The organism is Streptomyces sp. NPDC007162 (genome assembly GCF_040634175.1).
In the GTDB taxonomy this organism is placed as follows: domain Bacteria; phylum Actinomycetota; class Actinomycetes; order Streptomycetales; family Streptomycetaceae; genus Streptomyces.
In genome coordinates this window covers 1-2,846 of the sequence record NZ_JBEYFC010000801.1, presented here as the reverse complement: position 1 = coordinate 2,846, position 2,846 = coordinate 1, and the positions used below count along the sequence as shown (strand labels likewise).

General features: G+C 71.9%; 3 protein-coding genes. 2 read left to right on the top strand and 1 reads right to left on the bottom strand.

Features of this window, described 5'->3' with window-relative positions; all coding sequences use genetic code 11:
• The coding region (locus ABZ646_RS44155; RefSeq protein WP_360532739.1) for an acyltransferase family protein at nt 1-213 on the bottom strand (213 nt) is incomplete at its 3' end.
• A gap of 674 nt (nt 214-887) precedes the next feature.
• Here ABZ646_RS44155 and rsgA point away from each other — a divergent pair.
• Together rsgA and ABZ646_RS44145 are read left to right on the top strand one after the other, a co-directional pair.
• Entirely contained in the window at nt 888-2,000 is a 1,113-nt protein-coding gene (rsgA, locus tag ABZ646_RS44150; RefSeq protein ID WP_360532736.1) for a ribosome small subunit-dependent GTPase A, read from the top strand.
• A gap of 103 nt (nt 2,001-2,103) precedes the next feature.
• Nucleotides 2,104-2,846, top strand: a 743-nt coding sequence (locus tag ABZ646_RS44145) for a DNA-3-methyladenine glycosylase 2 family protein (protein ID WP_360532733.1), incomplete at its 3' end; no start/stop codon positions are given.

Sequence of the window (2,846 nt, the reverse complement as noted above, 5' to 3'; positions counted from 1 at the left end):
GCCGCCGGCGGCATGGCCGCCGGCCAGGAAGAACAGCGGCATGATCTGGAACGCGAGGGTCAGCCTCTGGGTCCAGGGAACGGTCGCCAGCAGCTCGGGGGCGAGGATCCGGCCGCCGGGCTCCCGGACCAGAGCCGTGATCAGCCAGTGGCCGAGGACCACCGAAACGATCGCCCACGCGCGCAGGAAGTCCACATACCGGTCTCTCCTCATGGCCCGTCATGCTGCCGCAGCCCCGTCGCCCCCGCGCCGGGACACCCGTGCCGCAACCAATCCGTGCCCGGTACGACACCGCCCGCGACCAGAAGTTCCCACTTCGGCGGCCACCGGCTGAGGTCTGCTGTCTTCTCCGCGCTCGCTCCCTACGGCTGGGAGGAGACCTGGCGACGGAGTTCGCCCTCGACGCTTCTTCAAGGGCTTCGAGGGCAGAGTCCCGGTCGCCCAGGGCCAGGTGGGACCGTCCCAGGTTCATGTGGAGCGGACCGGTGAGGGGCGCGGGCAGTGAGGTTCCTTCCCGGACGAGATCGTCAGCCATGTCCAGCGCTTGGCGGTGCTGGTCCATGTCGGAGTGCGTCGAGATGACGTGCGTGGCGGTCTGGTCCGGCCCGGAGTGGATGCCGTGCAGCCACGGCCTGTGACCCCGCCAGAAAATCGGTGGCGCCCTCATGCAGGCGCCTCTAGGGTGAGGTCCGCTTCACGCAGTGGCCTTTGGCTGCCGCTGTCGGCTGAGTGAGGAACGGGAGGTGTGACCGATGGCTGTCTCTGTGGTGGGCGTTGCCCGCAACCAGAAGTTCGTTCACTCCACCTCCGTGGTCTCCGGCTGACCTTTCCTGTTTCTTCGCGCCCATGAGTGCGCGCGGCCGGGGCCGCCCTGTGAAGGGTTTCCCTTGAATCTCTCTTCTCCTTCGGCTTCTTCCGCTTCGTCGCACCCTCTGACCCCCTATGGCTGGGACGGGGGATGGGAGGCGGAGTTCGCTTCGTACGCCGAGCAGGGTCTCCTGCCCGGGCGTGTCGTGCGCGTCGACCGCGGCCAGTGCGACGTGGTCACCCCCGTCGGTACTGTCCGTGCCGACACCGAGTTCGTCGTCCCTCGCGACCCGATGAAGGTCGTGTGCACGGGCGACTGGGTCGCGGTCGATCCTGACGGCAGCGATCCGCTGTACGTGCGGACGCTGCTGCCCCGCCGTACCGCCTTCGTGCGTTCCACCTCCTCCAAGCGGTCCGAGGGGCAGATCCTCGCGGCCAACGTCGACCACGCCGTCGTCGCCGTGTCCCTCGCCGTCGAACTCGACCTCGGCCGTATCGAACGGTTCCTGGCGCTGGCCTGGGAGTCCGGGGCGCAGCCGGTCGTCGTCCTCACCAAGGCGGACCTGGTCCCGGACCCGGTGACGCTCGCCCACCTCGTCCAGGACGTCGAGACGGCGGCGCCCGGGGTGCCCGTCCTGACGGTCAGCGCACTCGCCGCCGACGGCCTCGACGTCCTCGTCGCCCTGGTCGGCTCCGGTACGTCCGTGCTGCTGGGCCAGTCCGGCGCCGGCAAGTCCACCCTGGCCAACGCGCTGCTCGGGGCGGACGTGATGGAGGTGCAGGCGGCCCGTGACGTGGACGGGAAGGGCCGCCACACCACGACCACCCGCAATCTGCTGCCGCTCCCGGCCGGGGGAGTGCTGATCGACACCCCCGGACTGCGTGGCGTCGGCCTCTTCGACGCCGAGACCGGGGTCGGGCAGGTGTTCTCCGAGATCGAGGAGCTGGCCCTGCGGTGCCGGTTCGGCGACTGCGCGCACGAGAGCGAGCCGGGCTGCGCGGTGCGCCACGCGGTGGAGGCCGGGGAACTGCCCGTGCGCCGGCTGGAGAGCTACCGCAAGCTCGTGCGGGAGAACCAGTGGATCGTCGCCAAGACGGATGCGCGGCTCCGGTCCGAGCTGCGGAAGGACTGGAAGCGGAAGGGGGCGGAGGGGAAGGCGGCGATGGAGGCGAAGCGGGGGCGGTGGGAGTAGCCGTTCGCCTCTGACACGGCGCTGTGGCCGGGGCTCCTTCATCAGCGCCGTGTCCGTTTTCCGCCAGTCGTGCGGTCCCTCGTCCCTCACACTGGGACACGTGATGGACGAGGACACCAGGTACGAGGCGGTGCGCAGCCGGGACGCGCGGTTCGACGGGGTGTTCTTCTTCGCCGTAGAGACGACCGGGATCTACTGCCGCCCCAGTTGCCCGGCCGTCACGCCCAAGCGGCGCAACGTCCGCTTCTTCCGCACCGCCGCCGCGGCCCAGGGCTCCGGCTTCCGGGCCTGTCGGCGCTGCCGGCCCGACGCGGTCCCCGGCTCCGCCGAGTGGAACGTCCGCGCCGACGTCGTCGGCCGGGCGGTGCGGCTGATCGGCGACGGCGTGGTGGACCGGGAGGGCGTCGGCGGCCTCGCCGACCGGCTCGGCTACAGCGCACGCCAGGTGCAGCGGCAGCTCACCGCCGAACTGGGAGCCGGCCCGGTCGCCCTCGCCCGGGCCCAGCGCGCCCACACCGCGCGGGTGCTGCTCCAGACCACCGGGCTGTCCGTCACGGAGGTCGCGTTCGCGAGCGGGTTCGCCAGCGTCAGGCAGTTCAACGACACCGTCCGGGCCGTGTACGCCACGACCCCGAGCGCGCTGCGCGAGGCGGCCCCCGGCGGCCGGGGCGCCCGGCGCGGTTCCCCGGCCGCCGGAATCCCGCTCCGGCTCGCCCACCGCGGCCCCTACCAGGCCGGTCCCGTCTTCGACCTGCTGGCCCGCGAGGCCGTACCCGGCGTGGAGGAGGTCACCGGCACCCCGGGCACGCGCACCTACCGCCGTACCCTGCGACTGCCCTACGGCCA